Annotated in this window: 21 protein-coding genes and 4 pseudogenes; 8 read left to right on the top strand and 17 right to left on the bottom strand. The window is 71.4% G+C overall.

Annotated elements, in window-relative coordinates:
- Window positions 1-94: 94 nt before the first annotated feature.
- A complete protein-coding gene (locus tag AQJ46_RS23275) occupies window positions 95-1,375 on the top strand; it encodes an MFS transporter (RefSeq protein ID WP_059207441.1) in 1,281 nt (426 codons plus the stop codon).
- Between the two features lie 175 nt (window positions 1,376-1,550).
- A complete protein-coding gene (locus AQJ46_RS23270; protein ID WP_107117330.1) occupies window positions 1,551-2,387 on the top strand; it encodes a helix-turn-helix domain-containing protein in 837 nt (278 codons plus the stop codon).
- 17 nt (window positions 2,388-2,404) lie between these two features.
- Here AQJ46_RS23270 and AQJ46_RS23265 read toward each other — a convergent pair whose 3' ends face one another.
- The 3 genes from AQJ46_RS23265 to AQJ46_RS23255 form a co-directional block, all read right to left on the bottom strand.
- Window positions 2,405-3,229: an SAM-dependent methyltransferase gene (locus AQJ46_RS23265; protein WP_059207439.1), complete on the bottom strand. Its 825-nt coding sequence runs from the start codon at window positions 3,227-3,229 to the stop codon at window positions 2,405-2,407.
- Between the two features lie 202 nt (window positions 3,230-3,431).
- The gene (locus AQJ46_RS23260; RefSeq protein ID WP_063803840.1) at window positions 3,432-6,785 is read right to left on the bottom strand and encodes a S8 family serine peptidase; all 3,354 of its coding nucleotides are present in this window, start codon (window positions 6,783-6,785) and stop codon (window positions 3,432-3,434) included.
- Window positions 6,786-6,816: 31 nt separating this feature from the next.
- Window positions 6,817-7,569, bottom strand: a complete 753-nt coding sequence (locus tag AQJ46_RS23255) for a DUF3152 domain-containing protein (RefSeq protein ID WP_059207437.1) — start codon at window positions 7,567-7,569, stop codon at window positions 6,817-6,819.
- Between the two features lie 173 nt (window positions 7,570-7,742).
- Between AQJ46_RS23255 and AQJ46_RS23250 the strand changes: the two genes are divergently transcribed.
- From AQJ46_RS23250 to AQJ46_RS23240, 3 genes are read left to right on the top strand one after another with little or no spacing between them, the layout of a single operon-like run.
- The gene (locus AQJ46_RS23250) at window positions 7,743-8,438 is read left to right on the top strand and encodes a response regulator transcription factor (protein ID WP_059207436.1); all 696 of its coding nucleotides are present in this window, start codon (window positions 7,743-7,745) and stop codon (window positions 8,436-8,438) included.
- Window positions 8,435-9,895, top strand: coding sequence for a sensor histidine kinase (locus AQJ46_RS23245; protein WP_225887383.1), 1,461 nt, complete (start codon window positions 8,435-8,437; stop codon window positions 9,893-9,895). Before AQJ46_RS23250 ends, AQJ46_RS23245 begins: the two co-directional genes overlap by 4 nt.
- The gene (locus AQJ46_RS23240) at window positions 9,892-10,440 is read left to right on the top strand and encodes a hypothetical protein (protein ID WP_059207434.1); all 549 of its coding nucleotides are present in this window, start codon (window positions 9,892-9,894) and stop codon (window positions 10,438-10,440) included. The genes AQJ46_RS23245 and AQJ46_RS23240 overlap by 4 nt, the downstream gene beginning before the upstream one ends.
- On the opposite strand, the gene AQJ46_RS23235 is transcribed toward AQJ46_RS23240, so the two are convergent.
- The 5 genes from AQJ46_RS23235 to AQJ46_RS23215 all read right to left on the bottom strand — a co-directional run bounded on the left by AQJ46_RS23235 (window position 10,406) and on the right by AQJ46_RS23215 (window position 14,556).
- On the bottom strand, window positions 10,406-10,804 hold the full coding sequence (locus tag AQJ46_RS23235; protein ID WP_059207433.1) for an ArsR/SmtB family transcription factor: 399 nt from the start codon (window positions 10,802-10,804) through the stop codon (window positions 10,406-10,408). The two genes, AQJ46_RS23240 and AQJ46_RS23235, sit on opposite strands and share 35 nt — an antisense overlap.
- 155 nt (window positions 10,805-10,959) lie before the next feature.
- Window positions 10,960-11,334, bottom strand: coding sequence for a roadblock/LC7 domain-containing protein (locus AQJ46_RS23230; protein WP_059207432.1), 375 nt, complete (start codon window positions 11,332-11,334; stop codon window positions 10,960-10,962).
- A gap of 267 nt (window positions 11,335-11,601) precedes the next feature.
- Window positions 11,602-13,359: a SpoIIE family protein phosphatase gene (locus AQJ46_RS23225; RefSeq protein WP_059207431.1), complete on the bottom strand. Its 1,758-nt coding sequence runs from the start codon at window positions 13,357-13,359 to the stop codon at window positions 11,602-11,604.
- A gap of 91 nt (window positions 13,360-13,450) precedes the next feature.
- A complete protein-coding gene (locus tag AQJ46_RS23220; protein ID WP_059207430.1) occupies window positions 13,451-13,738 on the bottom strand; it encodes a hypothetical protein in 288 nt (95 codons plus the stop codon).
- A complete protein-coding gene (locus AQJ46_RS23215; protein ID WP_208616971.1) occupies window positions 13,735-14,556 on the bottom strand; it encodes a phytanoyl-CoA dioxygenase family protein in 822 nt (273 codons plus the stop codon). Before AQJ46_RS23215 ends, AQJ46_RS23220 begins: the two co-directional genes overlap by 4 nt.
- 70 nt (window positions 14,557-14,626) lie before the next feature.
- Between AQJ46_RS23215 and AQJ46_RS23210 the strand changes: the two are divergent.
- Window positions 14,627-15,406: pseudogene (locus AQJ46_RS23210) on the top strand (helix-turn-helix domain-containing protein); the annotation flags it as partial.
- 15 nt (window positions 15,407-15,421) lie between these two features.
- On the opposite strand, the gene AQJ46_RS23205 reads toward AQJ46_RS23210, so the two are convergent.
- The 4 genes from AQJ46_RS23205 to AQJ46_RS23190 form a co-directional block, all read right to left on the bottom strand.
- Entirely contained in the window at window positions 15,422-16,267 is an 846-nt protein-coding gene (locus tag AQJ46_RS23205) for a metal ABC transporter permease (protein WP_059207697.1), read from the bottom strand.
- A gap of 14 nt (window positions 16,268-16,281) precedes the next feature.
- On the bottom strand, window positions 16,282-17,082 hold the full coding sequence (locus tag AQJ46_RS23200; protein ID WP_059207429.1) for a metal ABC transporter ATP-binding protein: 801 nt from the start codon (window positions 17,080-17,082) through the stop codon (window positions 16,282-16,284).
- On the bottom strand, window positions 17,079-18,020 hold the full coding sequence (locus AQJ46_RS23195) for a metal ABC transporter solute-binding protein, Zn/Mn family (protein WP_059207428.1): 942 nt from the start codon (window positions 18,018-18,020) through the stop codon (window positions 17,079-17,081). Before AQJ46_RS23195 ends, AQJ46_RS23200 begins: the two co-directional genes overlap by 4 nt.
- Window positions 18,021-18,149: 129 nt before the next feature.
- A complete protein-coding gene (locus AQJ46_RS23190) occupies window positions 18,150-18,677 on the bottom strand; it encodes a CGNR zinc finger domain-containing protein (RefSeq protein WP_059207427.1) in 528 nt (175 codons plus the stop codon).
- A 26-nt stretch (window positions 18,678-18,703) separates the two neighbouring features.
- Here AQJ46_RS23190 and AQJ46_RS23185 point away from each other — a divergent pair, with 26 nt between their 5' ends.
- A complete protein-coding gene (locus tag AQJ46_RS23185) occupies window positions 18,704-19,138 on the top strand; it encodes a GNAT family N-acetyltransferase (protein WP_059207426.1) in 435 nt (144 codons plus the stop codon).
- Here the strand turns inward: AQJ46_RS23185 and AQJ46_RS23180 are convergent.
- From AQJ46_RS23180 to AQJ46_RS59470, 5 genes and pseudogenes are all read right to left on the bottom strand, one after another.
- Window positions 19,122-20,021, bottom strand: a complete 900-nt coding sequence (locus AQJ46_RS23180; protein WP_057609813.1) for an amidohydrolase family protein — start codon at window positions 20,019-20,021, stop codon at window positions 19,122-19,124. The genes AQJ46_RS23185 and AQJ46_RS23180 overlap by 17 nt on opposite strands.
- A 128-nt stretch (window positions 20,022-20,149) precedes the next feature.
- Complete coding sequence (locus tag AQJ46_RS23175; protein ID WP_059207425.1) at window positions 20,150-21,418, bottom strand: vWA domain-containing protein; 1,269 nt, start codon at window positions 21,416-21,418, stop codon at window positions 20,150-20,152.
- A pseudogene (locus AQJ46_RS23170) lies at window positions 21,415-22,558 on the bottom strand (AAA family ATPase). Before AQJ46_RS23170 ends, AQJ46_RS23175 begins: the two are co-directional and overlap by 4 nt.
- A gap of 61 nt (window positions 22,559-22,619) precedes the next feature.
- A pseudogene (locus tag AQJ46_RS57285) lies at window positions 22,620-23,501 on the bottom strand (hypothetical protein); the annotation flags it as partial.
- A 483-nt stretch (window positions 23,502-23,984) separates the two neighbouring features.
- Window positions 23,985-24,515 (bottom strand): annotated as a pseudogene (locus AQJ46_RS59470) (hypothetical protein); the annotation flags it as partial.
- A gap of 121 nt (window positions 24,516-24,636) precedes the next feature.
- Here AQJ46_RS59470 and AQJ46_RS23160 point away from each other — a divergent pair.
- Window positions 24,637-25,794 carry a cytochrome P450 gene (locus tag AQJ46_RS23160; protein ID WP_059207423.1) on the top strand — a complete coding sequence of 386 codons (1,158 nt, stop codon included), beginning with the start codon at window positions 24,637-24,639 and terminating at the stop codon, window positions 25,792-25,794.
- Window positions 25,795-25,806: the final 12 nt, after the last annotated feature.

Here is a 25,806-nt window from a genome sequence, read left to right as displayed (position 1 = left end):
TTGGCACAATTGTGGCTCTTGCTTTGCTCGTCATGCGTTGTTCGCGTTGTCGTCCGGACCTAGCCTCACCTGCGCAACCGTGGGAAGGGCCGACATGCTGAATACCGTTCGGGAACAGGCGAAGGGGCTCACCAAGGACCAGCGCAACGCGTTCGTCGCCGCCTATCTGGGATGGGCGATGGACGCGTTCGACTACTTCCTGGTGGTCCTCGTCTACAGCGAGATAGCCGACGACTTCCATGTCTCCCTCACCGACATGGCCTTCCTCACCACCGCCACCCTCGTGATGCGTCCGGTCGGGGCCTTCGTCTTCGGCATGTGGGCGGACCGCAGGGGCCGCAGGCTCCCGCTCATGGTCGACGTCGTCTTCTACTCGATCGTCGGGTTCGCCTGCGCCTTCGCGCCCAACTACGCCGTGCTGCTGGTGCTGCGTCTGCTCTACGGCATCGGCATGGGCGGCGAGTGGGGCCTGGGCGCGGCGCTCGCCATGGAGAAGATCCCCGCCGAGCGGCGCGGTTTCTGGTCGGGCCTCCTGCAGAGCGGCTACTCGCTGGGGTATCTGCTCGCCGCCGTGGCGTTCTTCGTCATCGAACCCGTCTTCGGCTGGCGCGGGTTGTTCGCCTTCAGTCTGGTGCCCGCCATGGTCGCCCTGTGGGTGCGCAGCCGGGTGGAGGAGAGCGAGGTGTGGGAGAAGAGCGTCAAGCTCAACCACACCCCCGCGTACCAGGTGTTCAGGGACCCGGCCGTGCTGAAGCGCTTCGTGTACCTCGTGGCGCTGATGACCGCCTTCAACTGGATGTCGCACGGCACCCAGGACATCTATCCGACCTTCGTCAAGAAGGGCCTGGGTCTGTCCCCGGACACCTCCATCGCCATCGCCGTCGTCTACAACATCGGGGCCATGATCGGAGGCGCACTGCTCGGGGCCTTCTCCGAGAGGCTGGGGCGCCGTCGCACGATCATGATCGCGGCGGCCGGTGGTCTGGTCGTGGTGCCCTTCTTCGTGCTGTCGACGACCGTGGGCTGGCTGATGCTCTCCTCCTTCCTGATGCAGATGTGCGTCCAGGGAGCCTGGGGCGTCATCCCCGCGCACCTGACCGAGATGAGCCCGGACGCGATCCGCGGCTTCTACCCCGGTGTCACCTATCAGCTCGGGAACCTGATCGCCGCTCTCAACCTGCCCATCCAGGAAGCCCTCGCCGAACGGCACGGCTATCCGGCGGCGATGGCCTGGACCGTGGTGCCGGCCCTGGCCGTGGTGATCGTGCTGAGCGCCGTCGGCAAGGAGGCCAAGGGCATCCGGTTCGGCGGCACGGGCACCGCGGGCACCCCGGGCGGCCCGACCCCGAGCACCGCGGCGGCCGACAGCGCGTAGGCCCGCTTCGGCGTACCGATCCGAGCGGGGCCGTCAGCCCCTACGATGGCAACTCGCAGTGCCTGTACGTGTGCACAGTCGAGTTTCACCGCAGGGAGAAATGCCCATGGGTGCCCATAAGTCCGCAGGAACACCGATCGACAGCGGGATCCTGGGCGGGCGGTCGGCCGGGCCCATGGTGCCGCGGCTGCTGCTGGGCGCGCGGCTGCGCAGGCTGCGGGAGGAGCGGGGGGTCTCCCGTGAGGATGCGGGACATGCCATCCGCGGCTCACGGTCGAAGATCAGTCGCATGGAGGCCGGCCGTCACGGCTTCAAGCTGCGGGACGTGGAGGATCTGCTCACTCTCTACGGCGTCACGGGCGAGGCCGAACGCGCCACCCTGCTGACCTTGGTCGAGGAGTCCAACACCCCTGCCTGGTGGCAGTACTTCAACGATGTGGTGCCCGCCTGGACGCAGAACTACCTCGCGGCCGAACAGGCGGCGAGTCTCGTCCGCTGCTTCGAGGTCCAGCGTGTTCCCGTCCTGCTGCAGACCCCCGACTACGCCCGTGCCTCCCTCCGGCTCGCCCACGCGGACGCGTCCCCCGAGGAGATCGAACGACGTGTCGCGTTACGGATGTCACGGCAGCGGATCCTGCACAGGCAGCCGGCGACCAGGCTCTGGGCGGTGCTCGACGAGGCGGCGCTGCGGCGGCCCGTGGGCGGCAGCTCCACGATGCGCGCCCAGCTCAGGCATCTCATCGAGATCTGCCGACTCCCGCAGGTCTCCGTCCAGGTCCTGCCGTTCCACTCCGGCGGACACTCGGCGGAGGGCGGCCCGATCACCATCGTGCGGCTGCCCGGCAGCGAGCTGCCCGACGTCGTCTACCTCGAACAACTCGCCACCGGCCTCTATCCCGACCGTCCCGCCGAGATCGAGTGCTACTGGGACGCCATGAACCGCCTCGCGGTCGAGGCCGAGTCACCGGACGAGACGCCCACGATCCTGCACCGCATCCTCCAGGAGACCTGACCCCGCCGGGAGCGGTCTCAGCTCTTGCGAGCGACACCGCCGTACTGGTGCACCTCCGCGGGAAGGCCCCACGCCTCGGTGTCGGGGCGCCAGCGCGAGCACGACGCCACGCCCGGCTCGAGCAGTTCCAGTCCGTCGAAGTAGCGCGCGAGCTGCTCCGGGCTGCGCAGGATGTAGGGGATCGAACCGCCCTCGTTGTACTGCTGGATGGCCTGGACGTAGGCCTCGCTGGTGGCGGTGCTGTCGTACTGCACGAGGAAGCTGCCGGAGGGCAGCCCGGCCACCAGCTCCCGCACGATCGCGCATGCCTCGTCGTGGTCCTCGATGTGACCGAGGATGCCCATCAGCATGAGGGCGACGGGTTTGTCGAAGTCCAGGGTCTTCCCGGCCTCCCGCAGGATCGTGGCGGGGTCGCGCAGGTCGGCGTCGACGTAGTTGGTGACCCCCTCCGGGGTGCTGGTGAGCAGCGCGCGGGCGTGGGCCAGCACCAGCGGGTCGTTGTCGACGTAGACGATCCGGGACTCCGGGGCCACCCGCTGGGCGATCTGGTGGGTGTTGTCGACGTTCGGCAGTCCGGTGCCTATGTCGAGGAACTGCCGGACGCCCTCCTCACCGGCCAGATGACGGACGGCGCGGGCGAGGAAGTACCGCGCCGCGCGGGCGCCCGTCTCGATGCCGGGGAAGATCTCGCGGAAGGCGTCACCGGCCACCCGGTCGACCTCGTAGTTGTCCTTGCCTCCCAGCCAGTAGTTCCAGATCCGAGCCGACTGCGGCACAGAGGTGTCGATCTTGGGCAAGGCCTCCTGCTCGGACTGCTCGGAGTTCTCTGCCTGATCAGCCATGGACGCTCCTGCGTGTGCGCGACGGGGAATCCCGCCGAACGGTCGAACACCGGTCGTGGACCTCCACGTTAATCCCCGAGCCTCGTCTCATGTGAACCATCGGCCCCAACAGGCTTGGATCCGCTGCCTGTTGGGGTACGAAAGGTGTACCCACCGGCCCGGGACAGCGGCGAGGCCGTCCCGGGCCGGTGGGTACAGGGAGTTACGGGGTGGTCAGGTAGGCCCTTTCGATCGTCTGCGTCAGGGTGTTGCCGGCCCGGTCCGTCAGCTCCGCGCGCAGGGAGACGGAGCCTGCCGTCGCCGGGTGCTTCAGCGACAGGTGCGTGCCGCCCACGGACGTGGCGGACTGCCAGGTCTTCCCCTCGTCGTAGGACACCTGGAAGGCGAGCTTCGCCGGGCGCTGTCCCGCCGCCGCGCCCTCGACGGTGAAGGGCACCTCGAAGCGCTTGCCCGCCTTCGCCGTGCCGGCCAGGGTCAGGTCGGGACTGAAGCGGAGCGTCGACACCGGCAGTGCGGTGAACTCGTCGTCCGGGGTCTTCGCCGAGCGGAAGGTCCACTCCGCGCGGACCCGGGTGCTGACCGGATACACGGCCGGGTCACGGGAGTTGTCCACGGTCAGCTTGTACGTGGTGTCCTCTGCCGGAACCGTGTACTCGGTGAGGCCGTCGGTCGGAGGGATGCCGTAGTCGTCGGCGATCTCCTTGCCGTTCGCCTCCAGTCTTGTCGTCACCGCGGTGGTGTTGCTGGTGCCCCAGTGTCCGGCGCCGTCGCCGAACAGCGGGACGTACGCCCTGACGGTGTTCCCCATGCGGGCGATGCCGGGGAAGCCCCTGGCCGGTCCGAGCTGTCCGGTGCCGGCCAGTGCCGGGCCGAAGACGCCGACGTTGAAGCGCTCCTGGTAGCTGTGACCGGCCTTCCAGATCCGCGGCATCCTCATGAGGAAGTTCTCGAAGACCGACTCCCGGCCCTCGCCCGAGAGCTGCCAGGTGCGCAGGGACCACTTCACACCGTTGTCGAGGATGTACTCGGTGCTCCGGAACGGCAGGTCGCCCCGCATGTCGGTGAAGCCGAACACCAATTCGCCGTCGGGCAGGTGCGGGCTCACCTCGGCCTGGACGCGTCGGCCGTCGACCGCCTCGCCCACCTGGAGGTCGACCTTCGCCAACTGCTTCCGCTCGACCTTGGCGGTGAAGCCGTCCAGGCTGCCCTCCCGGAACCAGGCCGCGTGGTAGTTGACCCGGTCGCCGTCCGCGCCCCGGCTGCTCCAGCCGCCGGAGTACAGGGCGTTGAGACCCTCCACCGGCTCCCCGCCGCCGAGCCGCCCGAACCGCGAGCCCTTGAAGCTCGGCATCATGTACTGGAGTGAACCGTCACGCTTGCCCTCGCCGCGCCCGAAGCCGATGAGGACGGTGGCGTCGGTGTTCTCGGCCGCCGGGTCCGGCACGGTGATGTCCACCGGCTTCGCCTGCCGGGCGTCCACGGTGACGGTCTTGTCGCCGTCCAGCCGGAACCTCGGCTCCACCAGAATGCCGTGGCCGGGCGACGAGGTCTCCGGGTGGATGATCCCGCTGAGGATGTAGTCGCCCTTGGGCAGCCGCACCGTCAGTTCGCCGTCCTGCTCGTCGGCGTACTCGGCGTAGAAGTCGCCGTCGAAATCGGCGACGGCGGTGGCGGCGTCCCCGGTCGGCCGGCCGTTCTCGTCGAGGTGCTTGAGCGTCAGGCTGTACGACTCCACCTCGCGCGCCGCGCCTATCGCGGACCGCACCTGGACCTTGCCGTCGGCCGACGTGGCCTGCACCGAACCGCCGAAGCTGCCGTCGGCGCTCCCCGCGCGGGTGTCCGCCGTGACCTCGGCGCTCGCGGTGCCGCCCGCCGGGACGGTGATCCGCTGCGGGGACACGCTGAACATGCCCTCGGCGGCGGGCTTCCCGTCCACCGCGAAGGCGTCGACGGACAGGTCGAGGGTGACCGGCTCGGTGCCGAGGTTGCGGTAGGTGAGCTGCTTCGTGGACGGCTTGTCGTCGTCGTGCGGCCACTGCTGCTCGCCGAAGTCGAGCGGCCCCTGCTCGGTGACGACGTTCTGTTCCAGCGCCCGGACCAGATCGGTACGGCCGGTGCCCTGCTGGAAGGAGCTGTACGTCCCCGGCTTCGCGGAGCCGGTGAGGACCGCCTTGAGACGCTCGCCGCTCCAGTCCGGATGCTGCTGGGCGAGGAGGGCGGCGGCGCCCGCGACATGCGGGGTCGCCATGGACGTACCGTCGAGGGTGGCGTAGCCGGGGACGCCGGAGGGGTACTCCTGCTCGACGAGGCTCCCGGCCGCCGCCGCTGCCGTGATCTCGACACCGGGCGCGGTCAGGTCCGGCTTGACGCCGCTGTCCCCGACCCGCGGGCCGCGACTGGAGAAGTCGCCGAGGGCATCGGACTTGTCGACCGCGCCCACGGTGAGCGCGGCGTCCGCGCTGCCGGGCGAGCCGACCGTGCCCTCGCCGAACTCGCCCTCGTTCCCGGCCGCCACGACGAAGAGCGTGTCGGATTCGGCGGAGAGCCGGTCCACGGCCTCCTCCATCGGGTCGGTGCCCGGCAGGTCGGTGCCGCCGAGGCTGAGGTTGACGACGTCCGCCTTCTGGGCCACCGCCCACTCCATGCCGGCGATGATCCCGGAGTCCGAGCCGAAGCCGGTGTCGTCCATGACCTTGCCGTTGAGGATCTTCGCGCCCGGCGCGACCCCCTTGTACTTGCCCCCGGACTTGGCGCCGGTGCCGGCCACGGTGGACGCCACGTGCGTACCGTGCCCGAACTTGTCGCCGGTACCGTCGGAGCCCGAGAAGTCCTTCTCCTCGATCACCTGGTCCGCCAGATCGGGGTGGGAGGTGTCGACTCCGGTGTCCAGGACGGCGACCTTCACCCCGGTGCCGTCGTACCCGGCGGCCCACGCGGCAGGGGCGCCGATCTGCGGGACGCTCCGGTCGAGCGAGGCCTTGCGCCGGCCGTCCAGCCAGACCTTCTCGACAGACCCGGACTCGTCAGCGGTGACGGTGTCCCAGAAGTCGGCCGTCCGCTTCTTGACGGAACGCATCGACTTGCCGTTGACCACCGGCAGCGCACGGCCCATCCGGGCCCCGGCCTCGGTGAACGGGCTCAACGAGGGCGCCTTTTTGCCCTTGAACGTGACGATCAGCGGTACGTCGGACCGGCCCGCGTCGTCGTAACCGTCCTTGAGCAGCTGGGTCACGTCGAACAGCCTCGCGTCCAACTTGCCCTGCGCGAGCAGCAGTTCGGCGTCACCGGGAACGACCCGGGTGTGCCCGGCGACCTCCCGGACCGAGAACGGCACGTCCTTTCGGCCCGGTGCCCGCTCCACTCCGGAGACCCGGCCCTTGTCGCCGATCAGGACCCGGTCGCCGGTGACCAGCGTGACCGTCCGTACCGCGGCGGCCGTACGACCGCCCGCGGTGTCGACGGCTCCCGCGCCGGCCGGCAGACCGGCGAGGACCAGCGTCACGGAAGCCACTCCCGCGGCCATGGCCGCATGTCTGTGGCGTACGCGTAACTCCATCTGAACTCCTGACAGTTGGGGGATCAGTGCGTCACGGGACGGAGGGGCCCGTGAGGAGACGGCCGTCGCTGTCGTACGGCCAGACATTGGGGACGCAGCCGAGCAGGCCCTTGATCTGCTGCATCATCGCGGGGGCCGGCTGCCCCTCGCCGGGGCAGGTCACATGGCCGTGGCCGAGGAAGTGGCCCACTTCGTGGTTGATGATCAGCGAGCGGTACCCGACGACGTCCTTCGGGTAGAACTCGGTCGCCAGCACCCAGCGTCTGAGGTTGACCATCACGTCGTGGTTGACGCTGCAGTTGACCTTGCCGCCGGTGTCGAGACCGCCCTCGGCGCAGAACTTGTCGACGGTCGCCGGGGTGGCGAGCCGGACCCGGAAGTCGGTGGGACCACTGGACACCCGCTGGAACGCCGAGTGGCCGTCGGCCGTCCAGCCGCGCGGGTCCGCCAGGGTCCGCTCCACCTGCTCGGCGACGTCCTCGGGGGAGATCGTGATGCCCTTCTCCACCTCGACCCGGTAGCGCAGAGGCGTGCCCTTGCCGACCCGCCCGCTCCCGCCGGGCGCGGTGACGAAGGTCCCCGGACCGCTCTGCGGGAGGGGAGTCGTGGAGGGGCTGGGAGGCGGGCCGGACTCTTCCGGTTCCGGTGACTCAGGGGTCCTTCGGGATTCCGGACTCGCCACGGGTGAGGGCGCCGCGGATGTTCCACTCGCGTCGGACGGCAGCCACGCCACCACCGCGCCACCGACGGCCGCGAAGGCCACCAACGCGGCCAGGCCGCCCATCAGTTGGCTCTTCACACTCCGCTCGGAGTGCTTCCGGCGACGACGGCCGGCGGGGTTTCGTTTGTGCGCTGTCACGGTGGTTCACGATGTGATCGCCATGTGATCGGACCTGGCCCGGAAGGTAACGAACCGATAACCCTCCTCGGGGTCATGATCGTGTGGATACTGTGCGCATGTCACGTGTACTACTGATCGAAGACGACCCCGCCGTGCGGGAGGGCGTGGCCCTGGCCCTGCGCCGCCAGAACCACGACGTCGCCGCCACCGCGACCGGCGAGGAGGGGATGGACCGGCTGCGGGCCTTCCGGCCGGACATCGTCGTCCTCGATCTGATGCTGCCCGGCATGACCGGCCTGGACGTGTGCCGGGGCATACGGGCCGTCGACCAGACCCTGCCGATCATCATGGCGACCGCACGGGGAGACGAAGTGGACATCGTCGTCGGCCTGGAGGCGGGCGCCGACGACTACGTCGTCAAACCCGTCCTGGCCCGTGTGCTCGACGCGCGCATACGCGCCGTACTGCGCAGGGCGGCCGGAAGCGCACCCCGTGCCGAGGGTCTGCCGAAGATCGACACTTACGGCGACCTGGCCGTCGACCGGGCCGGCCTGACCGTCGCGCTGAACGGCGAGCCGATCGCCCTCGCCCCCTCCGAGCTACGGCTTCTGCTCACCCTCTCCGCCTCGCCGGGCCAGGTGTTCAGCCGCCAGCAACTCCTGGAAGCCGTCTGGGAGCACGACTACCACGGCGACGCCCGCCTGGTGGACGCCTGCGTCAAACGACTGCGCACCAAGATGTCCGAGCCGCCCCGCGCACCCCGCTACATCCACACCGTGCGCGGGTTCGGCTACCGCTTCGCGGCGCCGTGAGGAAGCGCCGGCTGCGGGGCCTGCGGGCCCGTCTGGTGGTGGCCTTCGGGCTCGTCGCCGCCGTCGCGGCCATCTCGACCGGAGCCCTGACCTTCCGCGAGGCGCGCACCGGCGTACTCCAGCAGAGCCAGGACGCCACCATCAGACAACTGCGGGCCCAGCTCAACCAGCATGCCACCGAACTCGCCGTGCCCCCCGAGGAATCGGCACTGCGGGAGTTCGCCCAGGACGTGGCGGCCACCGAGTCGCAAGGCAGTTGGCGGGTACTGGTGACCTACGGGGACCTCAGCGGCTCCTCCGCCCCGGGAGACCCCTTCACCGAGGTGACGCCCGCCCTGCGCGAGGCCGTCGCCTCCAGCCGGGCCACCGTCTTCCAGCGGGTGCGCGGCGAGGGGCGCACCTCCCTCGTCGTCGGCATGTCGATCCTCTTCGGCGGCCGGGGCACCGCCGCCACGGTCACCGGGGTCCACGTCTTCCTCGTCGTTCCGCAGACCACGGAACAGGCGTACGTCGACGCCCTGGTCACCGCTGTGGAACGGGCCATGGTGGCGGCCCTCGCGCTCGCCGTCGTGCTCGCGCTCCTCGCCGCCCGCGGGGTGCTGGTGCCGGTGCGCAAGCTGCGGCTCGCCACCCGCAGGATCGCCGAAGGGCACCTGGACACCCGGCTCGCGGTCAACGGCTCCGACGAACTCGCCGACCTGTCCCACACGTTCAACGAGACGGCCGCCGCGCTGGAGACCTCGGTGGCCGAACTGCGCGAGATGGAGGCGCGGGCCCGCCGCTTCGCAGCCGACGTCTCGCACGAACTGCGCACCCCGCTCGCGGCCATGTCCGCGGTCACCGACGTCCTCGACGAGGACGCCGCCCGGCTGGATCCGGACACCGCCACCGCGGTCCGGCTCATCAGCGAGGAGACCGTCAAACTCGCCCGTCTCGTCGACGACTTGATGGAGATCTCCCGCTTCGACGCGGGCGCGGCGGTGCTGCACCTGGACGAGATCGACCTCGCCGAGTCGATCCGGCGCACCCTCGCCGCCCGCGGCTGGACGGACACGGTGGCGACCGATCTGCCGCCGCCGCACGCGGTACGCGGACGCGTCGATCCGCGCCGCCTCGACGTGGTCGTCGCCAACCTGGTCGGCAACGCGCTCAAGCATGGCGCCCGCCCGGTACAGGTGCGGCTGAGCGTCGGCGGCGCGGGGGCCATGATCGAGGTACGGGACAGCGGCCCCGGCATCCCCCACGACGTGCTGCCCCATGTCTTCGAGCGGTTCTACAAGTCGGACACCGCCCGGATCCGCTCCGAGGGCAGCGGCCTCGGTCTGTCCATCACCGCCGAGAACGTCCGCATCCACGGCGGCACCGTCCGCGCGGCCAACCATCCGGCGGGCGGCGCCGTCTTCACCGTAGAACTTCCGCTGTGGCGGGACGAGTCGCCTGAGGAGTACCCGTCATGAAGGCCCTGCGCAGCATTCCGCTGCTGTCGCTCCTCGCGCTCACCTCCTGCGGGATCCCCGCGACCGGAGTGGTGGAGGCCGGCGGTCCCGCGAGCGGGACCCTCCCGCTGACGCCGGTCTACTTCGTCGAGAACGGCGCACTCGTCGCGGTGCCGCGCACGACCGAGCGGCCCGGTGACCCCGAGGCGGCGCTACGGCTGCTGATGGCCGGTCCGCTGGCCGGGGAGGGACGCCTGGACGGCCTCTCCACCGAGGTACCGGGCGTGCCGACCGCCATGGCGCTCCCACCCGCCACCGACGAGCCCGGGAACCCCGACCCGCCCTCGCCGGACACCCCGACGGTGACGGTGAAGGGGGACGCGATGACGATCCGACTCCCCCCGGGCATGGACAGGTTGAGCGACATCGGGGTACGGCAGATCGTCTGCACGGCCACCGCCGCGTACCGCCTCACGCGTCCGTCCGACGCCACGGTCACCGCCGAAGTGACCGACGGCGGCGGGCGGCGGGTCACGGCGTCGGACGAGGGCTGCCCCGACCGGTGAGGAGGCTTCCCGCGCCGGACACTTCGGCCGCGGTGGTGTCGGCCTGCTGAAGCTGGCTCAGGAGCTGGTTCTGGCCCGCCAGGAGTTCCGTGAGGATGCGGCGGGCGGCGCGCAGCAGCTCGGCGACGTCGCCTCCGGCCAGGGCGTAACTCACCGTGGAGCCTTCGCGGATGGAGACGACGATGCCGGAGCGCCGCAGGACTGCCAGCTGCTGGGAGAGGCTGGAGGGCTCGATGTCGATGTCGGCGAGCAGGTCGCGGACCGGCACGGGCCCGTGCTGCAGCAGCTCCAGGACGCGGATGCGCACCGGGTGGCCGAGCATGCGGAAGAAGTCCGCCTTGGCCTGGTAGAGGGGGACGTGCATGGGCGCTCGCTCGCTCCCTGCCGGACGGTACGGGGTGTCGGTGTCAATCCTTCTGGTCGGGGACGCCGAGCGGCCACGGTTTCGACTCATGTGGATGTGGCGACTTGAAGAAGTCTTCACATCGTGGGCGCACGGCGTCCCTGACCTTGAGCGGGCTAGACCTCCAACTGTTGCTCCACGCGCTTGAGTTGGTGCCGGGCCAGCGCCAGGTTCGAGCGGGCCTTGTCGAGGACCAGATAAAGGAACAGTCCGTTGCCGTTGCGGCCGGTGACCAGGCGGATGAGGTGGTACTGGTTCTCGAGCGTGATGAGGATGTCCTCGATGTTGCTCTTGAGCCCCAGCTGTTCCATGGTGCGGACCTTGGCGCGGATGACGTCGGTGTTGCCGGCCGCCGCGACCGTCGGGTCCAGGTCCTTGCCGCCGCCGAGGGTGCCCAGCGCCATTCCGCTGGTGTAGTCGACCACCGCGGCCGCCATCGCCCCTTCCGTCCCGGCCATCATCTCCTTCAGTGACACTTCCACATTCGCCACGGTGCCTCCCTTTGTGCCTGCGGATCGCGGCGGGCCCGTGGGTCGGGCCCGTCCGCCGGATGCCGGGACCGTATGCGCACGGCGGCGGCAGGGCGCGGCGTCTTCGGGACTGACCCTCGTTGACTGAACGCCATGCCGAAGAGACAGTCCTATGGGCCACAACTGGCCTCAAGCGGACGGAAGATGACGCCGTAACCGGACTCCGGGGCTCCGGTCGAAGGGTCGAGGCGACACGGGGACTCCTCATACGTCACCGGTCGCGCCGCGCTACCGCGTGCGGGCCGCCAGCAGCGTCACGTCGTCCTCCGAGTTGGCCGGGGCCATCCGGCCGAGGACGGTGTTCAGGATGTCCGGCAGGGCGTTCCCGGCGGCGACGGGTGCGTGGGTGAGGGCGGCGAGGCCGGTGTCGATGTCCTCGCCGCGCCGCTCCACGAGCCCGTCGGTGTAGGCCAGCAGCAGGGTGCCCGGCGGCAGCGGGCAGTGCCGGCTCTCGTATCCGCCGAAGCCCGTGCCGAGGGGAGGGCCTACGGGCAGGTTCGCGAGTTCGGGGGCGCTGCCCGGCCTCACCAGCAGGGGCGGGACATGGCCGGCGGTGGCCAGGACGGCGAGTTCGGCGGCGGGGTCCAGGAGGACCAGCACACACGTGGCGACGCGGTCCAGATCGAGCGCGTGGGCGGTACGGTCCGCCTCGGCGAGCAGCCGGTCGGGAGCGAGCCCCTGCAGGGCCAGCGCACGGAGCAGGGAGCGGTACTCACTCATGGCCGCGGCGGCCCGCACCCCGTGCCCCATGACGTCCCCGACCACGAGCAGGGTGCGCCCCGAGGGCAGCGCGACGGCGTCGAACCAGTCGCCGCCGACCTCGGCACCCCGCCCGGCGGGCAGATAGCGGCTGGCGATCTCCACTCCGGGCCCCGGTATGTGCGGGGTGGCCAGGAAGGCGCGCTGCATCTCCAGCGCGGTCTCGTGCTCGTGGGTGTAGCGCAGGGCGTGGCCGATGCCCGTCGCGGCCCGCGCGGTCAGCAGCTCCAGAACCTCGGCGTCGTCCGGCGTGAACTCGGGAGAGTCCCCCCTGCGGCCGACGATGACCGCGCCGACGGGTTCCTCGCCGACCATGAGGGGCAGATAGGCCACGGAGTGCAGCTCCAGGGCCCGGTAGCGCTCCAGCCGCTGCCGCGTGGGGGCGAGCAGACGCACGGTGTCGTCGTCGGGCCGGTTGAGCACCACGGGTTTGTGTCCGGTCAGCACCTGGGCCATCGATGAACTGGCCTGGTGGAAGATCACCTCGCCGCTCCTGGTCACGGGGGTGAACAGCTCGGGCGTGCCGGGCGCCGCGGCCACCGCCATGCGCCGCAGCCGCACCGGGACGGGGGTGGCCGGGGCCCTGCGGGTGCCTTCGGGGTCGAGCACGTCCACGGCGGCGTAGTCGGCGAACCGCGGCACCAGCAGGCCGGTCAGCGCCCGGCAGGCCTCGGCCGCGTCGAGCGTGCCGCCGACCCGGGCGGCGGTCTCCTCCAGCAGCTCCAGACGCTCCTGGGCCCGCCTGAGCGACTCGCGCTGCCTGATGCCGTCGGTGACCTCCATGACGACGGCGGCGACACCGAGGATCTCGCCGTCCTCACCCTCGAGCCGGTGGAAGGCGCCGAGCCACCAGCGCGGCACGTCTCCGTTGTCATCGGGCGCCCGGCCGTCGAACACGACCGTCTGCGGCAGTCCGGTACGGAGTACCTCGCGGGCCAGCTCCGCCGAGGGCCCGGAGCCGGGGATCACCTCCGGCATGGGACGGCCGAGGTGCTCCTCGACGGGTAGCCCGTTGAACCTGGCCAGGGTGTCGTTGAGGTACAGATAGCGCAGGTCCGCGTCCAGGACCGCGACGGCCGCCGGTGTCCCGTCCAGGAACAGGCCGGCCGTCCACAGCTCGTCCGGCGCCTGCCCCGTCCCCGCCGCCCGGGCCGCTTCCGACAGCTCCCGAATCGTCCCCGAGGGGAGGAAGGGGGCGGAGCGAGCGGACAGACGGGGATGGGTCATCTGGTCTGATTCCTCGAGAGGCAGAAGTCCGATTCGTCATGCTTACGGCGTATTGGACCATATTTGCGGTTTCGAGGCTGTGAGCTGTGTCTCATCCGCCGCTCACGAGCTTTTCGAAGAAGAACTCGTGCTTGAGGAACGACGTCTCGTGCTCGGTCCCCGGGTACGGAGGGACGAGCTGCGCGGCCTGGAAGAGCCGCCAGCCGTCTTCCAGAGCGGCGACGCCCGTCTCGTACGGCGGTTCGTCGCTGTCCCCGGTCGTGGGGCGGGTGGTGCCCGTCCCGTCGTAGCGGGCCCAGCCGACGACCCGCGAGTCGAGCGCGGAGGTGTCCAGGTACAGGACGAGAACCTGCTGGCGCAGGGTGTTCGAGTGGGTCACGCCTCGCTCCTCTGTGCGGTGGGCCGGTTGGTGATGCGGGTGGCCCAGTACTCGATGTCGAACGTTGGATCGCTGGTCAGGGCACGCCACCACCTGACCCGGTTGAGGATCTCCAGCCGGCCGGTGGCCTGCTCGTACCAGGGGAAACCGTGCCCCAGCTCCTCCCGGACGGCGGGCGCGTCCAGGTCCGCCGTGTCCCACAGCCGCACCTGCGGCACGGTCGGGTTGAAGCGGATCTTGTACATGTGGCGGACGGTGTCGCTGTCGTTGCGCCGTCCGCCGTGCCAGATCCCGTGGTGCAGCAGCACGACCGTGCCCGCCGGGCAGGTCAGCCGGGTCTGGCCGCGCAGGTTCTGGTAGCGGCCGGTGTCGGACTCGTTGGTGCGGCGCAGATGGCTGCCGGGGACGATGAGCGTGCCGCCCATCTCCGCGGTGACCTCCTGCGGGTAGTACATGAGCTGGACGTCGAAGGCGTCGGACCGCAGATCGATGACGGCGTCGGCGTGCAGCGGCTGGGCGCTGCCCTCGCGCGGCTCACGGGTGTGCACGAAGTGGTGGTCGACGGTCGGATCCGGACCCACCAGACTCTCCAACGCCCCCGCGACGGCGGGCAGTTCGACGAGCCGTCGGGCGAAGGAGCCGTCGGGGAACGCCTTCGGCACAGGAGTGCCGTACGGCACGGAGGGCAGCCCGGCGGCGAAGACACCGAGCGCCTCCTCGTTCATCTCCCGGGGCACGATGCCGTCCAGGCGCAGGAAACCGTGGGCCACGAACCGCGCCACCTGGGCGGAGTTCAGCAGCTGTCGTGTGGTTGGCATACGGCAACCGTAGGAACAGTCACCCGGGAAGTAGTGGGCTGTATTCGGCGACCACTGGTAATTTTCCATCATGACCCAGCACGTCGACCTCACCCTCGACCTGCCGCCTCACGTGGAGAACGCGGGCGTCGGCGTGCACGGTTTCGCGGGCCCGCACGACGTGTTCCGGCTTCCACGGCTGTGGCAGCTCCATCTCTACGGCTACTCCGGCGCCCTGGAGTTGGGCGGCTCCCGGCATCCGATCCGCCCGGGGCACGTGAGCCTCGTCCCGCCCGACACCGAGGTGCACTTCCACTACGACGCCACGCGCTGCGAGCACCTGTACGCCCACTTTCGGCTGCCGGGCGACGGCGAGCGGCGCCGGGTCCCGGTGATGCAGGACGCCGGTACGGACGCGGCGGTGCTGACCGGGCTGCTGCGGCAGACGGTCGCCGCGAGCACGCAGTCCTCGGCGCGGGCCTCCGCCGAACTGTGGACGGTGCTGTGGCGCACGACCGGCCTGACCGCCGCGGGCGAGAACCGTCCCGGCTCCCGGCACCCGGCCCTGCGGACAGCCGTCGCCCATATCGAGGAGCATCTGGCCGGGCCGCTGAGCGTCCCCGCCATCGCTCGCGCCGCCGGGGTCTCGCACACCCATCTGACCCGGCTGTTCCGCGAGGACACCGGACACACGGTCGTCGCCTACATCCGGCGCCGTCGCACGGAACGCGCCCGGCACCTGCTCATCGCCTCCACGCTGGCCATCCCGGCGATCGCGGCGACCGTCGGCATCCCTGACCTGCAGGCCTTCAACAAGGCCTGCCGCAAGGAGCTGGGCGCGTCGCCGCGGGCCGTACGGGAGGGGTACGGACAGGGCGGGCCCGGCTCAAGCCGGGGCCGTACGCCGGGCGCCCCAGCGCCGGGTCCGGTATCTGCCGACCGCGGCACAGGCGACGTAGAGGACGAACGAGATCGTCGTGACGTACGGGCTGATCGGGATGCTGCTGCCCAGGGCCAGCAGGATGCCGCCCTCGATCGACGTCATGGCGAAGACCACGCTGAGCAGGGGCAGCAGGACCGGTGACGCGGTGACGCGGGCGGCGGCCGCGGCCGGGGTGATCAGCAGGGAGAGCACCAGCAGGGCGCCCACCACCTGCACGGACAGGGCGACCGCCAGGCCGAGCACGATCATGAAGGCGAAGGAGAGCCCGCGCACCGGGACCCCGCGGGCCTCGGCCACGTCGGGGTCGGCGCTGGCGAAGGCGAGCGGGCGCCACATCACCGCGAGGGCGATCAGGACCACCGCGGAGGTGACGAGCAGCCAGGCCGTCTGCGGGGTGTCCACGGCGACGATCTGTCCGGTGAGCAGGCCGAACTTGTTCGCCGCCCGCCCCTTGTAGAGGGCGAGGAAGAGCACCCCGAGACCCAGTCCGAACGGCATCAGGATGCCGATCACCGAGTTGCGGTCATGCGCGCGCGTGCCGAGCAGACCGATCGCGCCGGCCGCCAGGAGGGATCCGGTGATCGAGCCCGCCACGATGTTCATGCCCAGCAGCAGGGCTCCGGAGGCGCCGGCGAAGGAGAGTTCGCTGATGCCGTGCACCGCGAAGGGCAGGTCGCGCATCGCGACGAACACCCCGGCCAGGCCGCCGACCAGGCCCAGGGCCGCGCCGGCGATGAGCGAGTTGCGGACCAGGACGAGGAGTTCGCCGTAGTTCTCGAAGTCGAACATCTGGTGCCAGACGCTCACGGGTGGACCTCCTCCGGCACGTGGTGCGCAGGGTCGTCGAGGGCGCCGACCACCATGACCCGGCCGTGCACACGGACGACGTCGACCCGGGAGCCGTACAGCCGGGACAGGGACGCGGAGGTGAGGACCTCGTCGGGGGTGCCGACGCGGTGACCGCCCGGCGCCAGGTACAGCACCCGGTCGACCAGACCGAGCACCGGGTTGATCTCGTGGGTCACGAACACCACCGCCGTGCCGTGGGAACGGCGGCGGGCGTCCACCAACTCGGTGACGGCGCGCTGGTGGTGGAGGTCGAGGGAGAGCAACGGCTCGTCGCACAGCAGGATGCGGGGGTCGGTCGCGAGGGCCTGCCCGATGCGGACGCGTTGCCGCTCGCCGCCCGACAGCAGGCCGAGCGGGACGTCGGCGTACGCCGAGGCACCCACCGAGGCGAGGATGCCCTCAACACGCGTGCGCACGGCGGCTGTTCGCAGGCGCGGCCCGAAACGGTGGCCGTCGATGCCGAAGCGCACGAGGTCACGGGCGCGAAGCATCGCCTGCGCGGACAGGGCCGCCTGCTGGGGGACGTAACCGATGTGCCGGGCGGCCTCGCGGGGAGAGCGGCCGAGGACCGTCAACGTCCCTGCGGACAGCGGCTGCCGGCCGAGCAGGGCCCGGACGAAGCTGGTCTTGCCCGCTCCGTTCGGGCCCAGCACGGCGATGAACTCCCCTGGCTGTACGTCGAGTTCGAGGTCGCTCCAGACCGTGCGCGGACCGTAGGAGAGACCGGCCCCGCGCAGGCTGATGACCGCACTCACTTGGCCAGCGCGTTCGCGAGCGCGTCGACGTTGCCGGTCATCCAGGCGAGGTAGTTCTTGCCGCTCGGCAGGGTCTCCGTCACCGGAACCACGGGGATGCCGGCCGCCTTGGCCGCCTGCTCGGACTTCTCGGTCTGCGGGCCGGAGGTCTGCGCGTTGTAGACCAGCGCGTCGACCTGCTTGCCGGTGAACAGGGCGAGGGTCTCCTGGAGGACCTTGGGGGAGACGTCGTCGCCCTCCTCGATGGCCTCGCTGAACTCCGTGGGCGTCTTGTCGACGAGCCCGCTCGCTCCGGTCATGTACAGCGGCACGGGCTCGGTGATGGCGATCGCCTTGCCGCCGTGCTCCTTCTTGATCTGCGCCTCCTTGGCCTCCAGCGGCTTCAGGTCGGCCTTGAAGGCGTCGGCGTTCTTCGTGTACGTCGCGGCGTTCGCGGGATCGGCCTTGCCCAGGGCGGCCGCGATACGGTCGGCGATCTTCGCGACCGTGGGGAAGTCGTACCAGACGTGCTCATTGAGTTCGCCGCCCTTGGGAGCGGTCCGGCCGGAGACCTTCACCGCGTTGATGACCTCGGCGGAGGAGTTGCCGGCGCTTTTGAGCATCCGGTCCACGAAGTCGTCGTAGCCGCCGCCGTTCTCGATGACGACCTTCGCCTTCGACAGGGCCAGCTGGTTCTGGGTGCTGGCCTCGTAGGAGTGCGGGTCCTGGTCGGGGTCGCTGATGACCGAGGTGACGGAGACCTTGTCGGCGCCTATGCGGGAGACGATGTCGCCGTACACGTTGGTGGAGGCGACGACGGCGACCTTGGACGAGGCGGCCGGGGCCGCGGAGGCGCTCCCGTCGCTCCCGGAGTCCGAGGAGCTGCCGCAGCCTGCCAACAGGGTGACGGAGGCGCCGACGAGCAGCACCAAGCGGCGGGATGACGGGGACGTGGACATGGATCCTCCAAGCGCGGTTCTGATTGCCTCCTCACGCTAGATGGAAATGATTGTCGTAAACAGGTCTGCCGATCGGTATGTGAAAACCGTTGCCAATAATTGACTCGTCCCTGGTCCGGACCTCGTCCGCTAGCCCGAGGTCGCGGCGCGGGCCCGGTGGCGGCGGACCGCGTCCCGGTTGGCGCAGCGGGGGGAGCAGTACCGCTGCCGGCCGGTGCGGGAGGTGTCGGCGAAGATCGCGGCGCACTCCGTCACCTCGCAGCGCCGCAGGCGGTGCATGCCGCGTCCCGCCAGGTGCAGGGCGGTGCCCACGGAGATCAGGGAGTACAGGACGTCGCCGAGCGACTGGCCCTCGTCGCGGTAGTGCAGATGCCAGCCGGTGCCCACGTGGTTGGTCATCCGCGGATACGCGGCGGCCGCCGCCAGCATGCGGTTGAGGAGCTCGGCGCGCTCCTCCTCGTCCGCGGCGTCGACGACCTTCTCCCATGCGTCCAGGACCTCTCCGGTGCGGGCCAGGTCCCCTGGGGTGACCGGGCCGTCCAGCACCACCCCGGCGGCGAGGCAGCGGTCCGCGAGGTCCGTGACGTCGGCCGGACGCCGGTTGGCCAGATCCGCGGCCAGCTTCACGGGGTCCTCGCCGTAAGGGTTGAGATGCACAAGGGCATTACACCAGTGTGGTCGGTATGGGACAAGGCACCGGAAGCTCAGCGGCCGTACGGCAGGCGGTGGAGTACGACCTCGTGGAGCTCGTACGTCTGCAGGCTCTGCGATCAGGGGATCTCGACGGCAACGAGCTGGACTCACTGGCCGTGGCGCTGTGGGAGCAGCTCACCGCGGACGACGTGCGCGTCCTGGTGGTGGACGCCGAGGACGAGGGGCTCGCCGCCTGTGGCATCGGCGCCATCGACCGACGCCCGCCCCGAGCGGGCTCGCGCGGCGGACGGACCGGGCATGTCATCGGAGTCGTCACCGATCCGGACCACCGGCGGCACGGCCACAGCCGTACGGTCATCGGGGGCCTGCTCGCCTGGTTCCGGGACCACGACGTCTCCCGGGTGGAACTGCGCGCTCCCGTCGAGAACGCGCCCCATCACCGCGCTGTCATTCCTTCCCGGTGAGCAGTCGCCGCGGGTTGGCGATACGGAAGGCGTAGGCCGCCGCTCCGCCGAGCCCGTGGCCGGGGTGCTGCGGCGGCTCCGCGTACGGCCGGTCCGAACCCTGGACCACGGCGTCCACGCCCAGCGCACGCACGACGGACTCGACGGCACGCGGCCCGTACGAGGAGGTCTCGACGAAGACCAACGGGTCCGGTTCCGTCCTGCCGTCCCCGCGAGCGGCGAACCGTTCCCCGTGCAGCGGGGCGAGCCCGGCCAGCAGTGCGAAGCAGACCCGCAGCCGCGGATGGCGGGGACGGCCGTAGGCGCGGAAGGCGAACCAGGCGGCGTGCATCTGCTGGACGTAGGGGACCATCGCGGGCCACCACCCGGGCCCCTCCGAGCCACCGGCCGCGGGCCCCGGGTGCACGAACAGCGGGAGGTCGCGTTCTTCGAGCAGCTCGAGCAGGGGGGCGCACCGGGCGTAACCAGCCGCGTCCGCGAGGGCGTCGGCGGGCAGCTGGAGGCCGGCGAACCCCTGGTCGAGGCAGTCCGCCGTCGCCTTGGCGTCGATGTCCCGCACACAGGCGGCCGCCCACGCCCCGAACGGTGCGGGGAGCGCGGCCGCGCCCTCGTGATAGGCGTCCAGCAGCGGCCGGGCCTCGGCCGCGGGCAGCCACTCCACGCCGATCGGCGCCGAGAGGGAGACGAGCGCGAGGCCGAGGCCGTCGGTGGCGGCGAGTTCCGCGCGCCGGGCCGCGTCGTGGTCGGCGGGCGGGAGGCCGTAGGGTGGCTCGCCGTCCAGATACAGCGTCCAGCCGTCGAGATACGGCGGCTCGCGGCGTGCCCTCAAGGCCGCTACCAGCGACGGGCTCCACAGATGCTGGTGTACGTCGACATTGGTCATGTCGCTCCTCCCACCCAGGCCCGCGATGTACTCCGGACTCCCCGACCCCCATGATCTCGTGGCCGACCACCCCCGCGTCCACCCCGCGGCGACTGTGAGGTCAGCCGACCCGCTCGGAGCTTCGTGGCTCACCCGGCTCCGGATGCCGAGCCGATCTCCACCACGCGGGCCCAGGCGGGCGGTGAGTCCGGCATGTACTCGGGGTCGTTCTCGCGTCGTGCGCGGCTCCTCCCCGGCCGGGGGAACAGACCGATGACGGTACGGCATGAGGGCCGCGCGCTCGGCCAGGGTGTCTGCCCGTCGGTCAGGGCCACGACGACGTCCGGACGGGGCCGCGAGCGCAGCGCCTTCTCGAAGCCCGTGCGCAGATCCGTACCCCCGCCGCCGACCAGCGGGATGCCCTCGGCCCGGCACAGCGGACGCACCACCCCGGCCGCCGCGTCGCACGACAGCACGTTGATCAGATCACGTCGGCCGCCCACGGCGTGGGAGATCGCGGCGACCTCCAGGAGCGCGCTGCCCAGCTCGCCGTCGCTGACCGAACCTGAGGTGTCGATGATCACGCAGACCCTGGGTGGCCGGCGTCGCAGGCTCGGCAGCACCGTGCCGGGCACCCCCGCCGAGCGCCGCGACGGACGGCCGTAGCTGTAGTCGTCGCCCGCGCCGGAGCCGGAGACCGCCGAACGAAGTGCCGCGCCCAGCAGGTCCCGCCACGGCTGCGGCGGATGGAACGCCTCCTCCGCCCACCGCCGCCAGCCCTGCGGGGTGTCCCCCGGATGTGCCTTGATGCCCTGCGCCACCCGGAAGCGGACCGCGTCCCGCTCCTGTTCGCTCAGGCCGTCCGCCCCGTCGGAGCCCAGGTCCCACTCGCGTTCCAGGCCGTCGGCACCGCTGCCGCAGTCCAGCCAGGACAGGTCAAGGGTGAGCGGCCCGAGGCTGATCCCGCTCAGGTACTCCTCCATCAGCTGCCCCTCTGGCAGCTTCAACCGCCAGGGCCGCACGGCGCCCTTGGGCTGGACCAGTCCGTCTCCGTACACGTCGTCGTTGATCTCGCAGTCCGCGGCGATGTTCATCCGCAGCCGGTCTCCGACACCGGTCAGCCCGCGCTCACGGGCCACCCGGTCACCGCGCCCGTGGTGGTCGCGCAGCAGGTGGGACACCTCGTGCACCCACGCGCCCGCCAGCTCCTCCACCGGCATGCGGTCCACGAACGCCGGTGAGACGTAGCACCGCCAGTGCCGGTCCACGGCCATCGTCGGCACCCGCTTCGACTCGACGGTGTGCAGGGCGAACAGCGCGGTGGCCAGGTAGGGGCGGGCCCGGGCGGCGAGGAGGCGGGCGGCGAAGAGCTTGTCGCGGTCCAGGCGTCCTGCCTGTTCGGGGGTGTCCGCGCTCATCGGCGGGTCTTGGAGGCGACGGCCGCCCGGTCCGCCCGCCGGGACAGCGCCACCGTCCCGGCGAGCCTCTCGATCGCCGCCGGCACGTCCCAGTCCTGCTGCCGCAGCGAGGCGAGCGTGGTCGCGGGCACGACCACCAGGTCCGGCGCCCCCGTCTCCAGCGCCCGCACCAGCACCGCCCACGCGGAATCCCAGCGGGCCCGGTCCGGACGTGCCCGTACGGCCGCCACCACACCGTCGAGCACGGCCTGCCGCAGATCTCCCCGCTCGGGCAGGACGGCCCCCGCGGGATCGGCGAGCACGTCCTCCGGGTCCGGGAGGTCGAGCCGGTCCAGGCTCGCCAGCAGCTCCAGCCCCGGGCCGTCGCCCACCGTGCCCCGGACCAGTGAGGAGAGCACGTCCCGCGCGGAGCCGGCCGCGGTCGCGAAGGCGATCAGGGACAGGGCCATGTCCCAGCTCCGCGGCGACGGCCAGGGACCGCCCCGCCCGGTCTCGTTGGTGGGCAGCCGGTGCACGAGCGTGGGCCGCGCGGCGAGCAGCCCGCACACCGCCGAGCCCGCGTACGACGGTCTCGTGGTCGTGGGTCCACTGGAGATGGACGAACCGGTTGGCCAGCGGCGGGCTCAGCTCCCAGCCGTCGGCCGCCGAGGACCTGGGGTTGGCGGCGGCCACGATCCGCACACCGGGCGGCAGCCTGAGTGCGCCGATCCGCCGCTCCAGGACGAGCCGGAGCAGCGCGGCCTGGACGGCGGGCGGTGCGGTGGACAACTCGTCCAGGAACAGCAGCCCCCGGCCGGCCCGTACCAGCCGTACCGCCCAGTCCGGCGGGGCCATCGGCACGCCCTGGGTGGCGGGATCGTCCCCGACCACGGGCAGCCCCGAGAAGTCGGACGGTTCGTGCACGCTGGCGATCACCGTGGTCAGCGGCAGGTCCAGGGCGGCGGCGAGCTGGGTCAGGGCCGCGGTCTTGCCGATGCCCGGCTCACCCCACAGCAGTACGGGCAGGTCGGCGGCAACGGCCAGGGTGAGGGCCTCCAACTGGGAGTCGGGGCGCGGTTCGGTGGTGGAGTCGCGCAGCAGGGTCAACAGGTCGGCGGCGATGTCGAGTTGGGAGGCGGGAGCAGGGGCGGTCATGGGCATGAGTGATCACCTATGGGTTAGGAGTGGGCCACGAGGAGGGGACGATGTGTCCCCGGAGGATTCAGGTCGCGTGACGCGGATGGGTACGCCGGTTCCGGGAGTCGCGGCCGCTCGGACGCGGCCGGAACCAAGTGGGCCCGGGTCCCGTCAGGCCGGCCCTGAACAGGCCGTATGTGATGCGCCGTAGCGCGGCCGCCTCCAGTTCGTCCCGGAGGGGGCCGGTGCGCAGCAGCGCGTCGGGGCCGAGCAGTCCTTCGACGACGGCCAGGGCGCCGGCGGTGTCGCCGTGCACGAGACGTTCGCGGACGCCGGCCAGGCAGTGCGGACGGCGGTGTGCCTCGTCGATCGCCTGGAGGCAGGGGAGCGGGGTGCCGGTCAGCGCGACCAGCAGTTCCTCCCGCCGGATCTCGTCCGGGTCGTGGTCCAGCGGGGCCAGTACCCCGTCGACCAGGCCGATCCGGTGTCGGGCTCCCCGGCACTCCACGAGACGTGGTCGTCCCGGCCGGTCCGGGGTGCGGGGTGGTCCGGTGGCCGCTCGGTCCGGCGCCAACGCGGCGGCGACCAGGGGGTGCAGTCGTTCCGCCTCGATCGCGCCGGCGCGCAGCAGTTGGAGGTCGGGCAGCACCCACGTCGCCGCGTCCGGCAGGACGGGAAGCGCGGAGACGGTACCGGCCGAGGGAGTCGGTACGGGACGCATCACGTCGTCGTCCGCGCCGAGCTCCAACACCAGCCGCTCCCGCCCACCGAGCCGCACCAGCACGACTCCACCGGTCCGTCCTTCGGCCGCGAGCAATATCCGCGCCTCCGCCGCCCACCGGTCGGCGGCGCAATCGGGCGGCACCATCAACTCCGGATCATGGCCTGCAAGTTGAGTGGGCCGCGACCGCATCGAGGGCTCACCGACGTCCGACCCTTGCCGCAGCTCGTCGGTTCCGGTCTGGTCGGGAGTCTGACTGGTTCCGGTCCGGGCGTGGCCTTCAGCGGCTTCGGTCCGGTCGGGGAGCTGATCGGGGATCTGACTGGTTCGGGCCCGGTCGCGGGTCTGCCTGGTTCCGGTCCGGTCGTCGTCTTCAGCGGTGCCGGTCTGGTGGTGGGTCTGGTTGGTCGCGGTCTGGTCGCGTGCTTCAGCGGTTCCGGTCGGGTCGCGGGTATCACCGGCCCCGTGCCGGTCGCGGGTCTGACTGGTCCCGGTCCGGTCGTAGCCTTCACCCGCTCCGGTCCAGTCGCACACCTCAGCGGCCCCGTTCGGGTCGCGGAGTTCACCGCCCCGGTGCCGCTCCCGCGCCTCACCGGGCCCCGACCGTTCCCGCACGTCAGCGGCCGCGTCCGGGTCGCGGAGTTCACCGCCCCTGTCCCGTTCCCGCACGTCACCGGCCCCGTCCGGGTCGCGCACTTCACCGCCCCGGTCCCGTTCCCGCACCCCACCTGCCCCCGACCGCGCCCCCAACTCCCCAGCCCTGCCCGCATCCCACAGATGCCGGTGCAGATCCAGTCGGAAGCGTCGGTTCGGGCGCGGGTGCGGATGGCCTACCGCGTTGGCCGTGGACCGGGACCACAGCGCGAGGCTGATGCGCTGTCCGGCGTCGGCCCAGGCCGGTGCGGTTCGGGCCACGAGATGCACAGGGCCCTCGGGTGTGTCGTACTGCGCCAGTGTCAGGGTCACCCCGGGCCGCAGCAGCCCGTCCGGGGCGATCCTCGGCATGTGCCAGCGCAGCAGGTCGGGAGCGAGGGCGCGGAGATCGGACCGGACCCGGGACGCCAGCTCCCGGCCGTGATCGCGCGCCACGGCACGGAGGTTGAGATCGACGTCGAAACCCGCGGCGGCACACGCCCCCGCCCAGTCCCCGGCGAGGCGACGGGCGGTCGCGGTCTCGATCATGGAGGCCGGCACGGCGAACTCGCGCACGCGCGGCCAGAAGGATGTACGGATGTCCTCGTTCGCGGTCGAAGTGAGCATCAGCACTCACCTTGCGCGGACGGGACCCCCAATCGTTCAGGAGTATGAGTCGTCATCGTCGAGCAGCGTAGGCCGCCCCACGCCCCTCTGCCACGTATTTTCCGCCGGGTTAGCCTGGAGCGTGATCAAATTCCCGCTCGGTGCCACCACCACGCTGGCCGAACTCGCCAGTGATCCGCATCCGCGGCTGGCCCGACTGCGTGCCCACGAACCCGTGTCCTGGCTGCCCGAACTGAACGGCTGGCTGGTGACCCGGCGCGATCTCGCGCTCGACGTGATGCGGGACGCCGAGACCTTCACCGTGGACGACCCCCGCTTCTCGACCGCCCAGGTCGTCGGCCCGAGCATGCTCTCCCTGGACGGCGACGAACACGCCCGCCACCGCGAACCGTTCACCGCGCCCTTCCGCCCGCGTGCAGTACGGGACGGCTTCGCCGAGTTCATCGAGCAGGAGACCGACCGCCTCGTCACCGCACTCGAACCGGCGGGCGCCGCCGAACTGCGCCGCGGCTTCGCCGGCCCCCTCGCCGTCGCCGTCGTCACCGAGGCACTCGGACTGGTGGGCGCCGGCACGGACACCGTGCTCTCGTGGTACGACGCCATCGTGCGGACCGTCTCGGACCTCACGGCAGGCCGTACGGCCGGACCCGCGGGCCCGGAGGCGTACGCCGAGCTTCGGACGGCGGTCGAGACCACGGTCGCGGAAAAGGGCACCACGTCCCTCCTGACCTCCGCCGCGGACCGGTTGGCCCTGCCGGAAGTGGCCTCCAACGCCGCGGTACTGATGTTCGGAGGCATAGAGACCACCGAGGCGATGATCACCAACGCACTGCTGCATCTCCTCCGGCACCCGGATCAACTCGCCTTGGTGCAGGGCGACTCCGCCCTGCTGGACGGCGCGATCGAGGAGTCCCTGCGTCTCGAACCCGGCGCGGCCGTCGTCGACCGCTACGCCACCCGGGACACCACCCTCGGCCCGGCCTCGATCCACCAGGGCGACCTCGTCACCGTCTCCCTGACGGGTGCCAACCGGGACCCCGCGGTCTTCCCCGACCCCGACCGCTTCGACGTCCGCCGCGCGAACGCCCGCCTCCAGCTGGCCTTCGCCCACGGCCCCCACTACTGCCTCGCCGCCCATCTGGCCCGCCTGGAGACCCGCATCGCCCTGCGGCACCTGCTCGACCGTCTCCCCGCTCTCCGCCTCGACCCGGACCAGCCCACCACCCCGTACGGCCTGGTCTTCCGCAAGCCGCCCACCCTGCACGTGCTCTGGGGATGACCTCCAGCGCGG

Origin of the sequence: Streptomyces canus (assembly GCF_001514145.1) — a bacterium.
Classification (GTDB): Bacteria; Actinomycetota; Actinomycetes; order Streptomycetales; family Streptomycetaceae; genus Streptomyces; species Streptomyces canus.
The sequence above is the reverse complement of the archived record's forward strand: the minus strand, read 5'-3'. Positions and strand labels throughout refer to the sequence as shown.